Genomic DNA, 294 nt, shown 5'->3' with positions numbered 1-294 from the left:
CTTGACGATGACCTACTCTCACATGGGGAAACCCCACACTACCATCGGCGATACATCGTTTCACTGCTGAGTTCGGGATGGGATCAGGTGGTTCCAATGCTCTATGGTCGTCAAGAAATTCTGTGACCAGCCCGTTACAGCGTAACGTGCCAGCAAAATTGGTGACTTCTACTAAAACAAAACCCCTACCTGCATACGCAGATAGGGGTTTCGGAATTTAATCTTGACGATGACCTACTCTCACATGGGGAAACCCCACACTACCATCGGCGATGCATCGTTTCACTGCTGAGT

The 294-nt window shown here is 49.3% G+C and carries 1 rRNA gene; it reads right to left on the bottom strand.

From position 1 onward, the window contains the following. Nucleotides 1–115 (bottom strand): 5S ribosomal RNA (gene rrf, locus E3W21_RS05335). Nucleotides 116–294 lie beyond the last annotated feature (179 nt).

This window comes from Pseudomonas sp. F01002 (genome assembly GCF_004402115.1).
In the GTDB taxonomy this organism is placed as follows: Bacteria; Pseudomonadota; Gammaproteobacteria; order Pseudomonadales; family Pseudomonadaceae; genus Aquipseudomonas; species Aquipseudomonas frigoris.
Note: the sequence above shows the minus strand (reverse complement) of the source record. Positions and strands in the feature narration are given on the sequence as shown.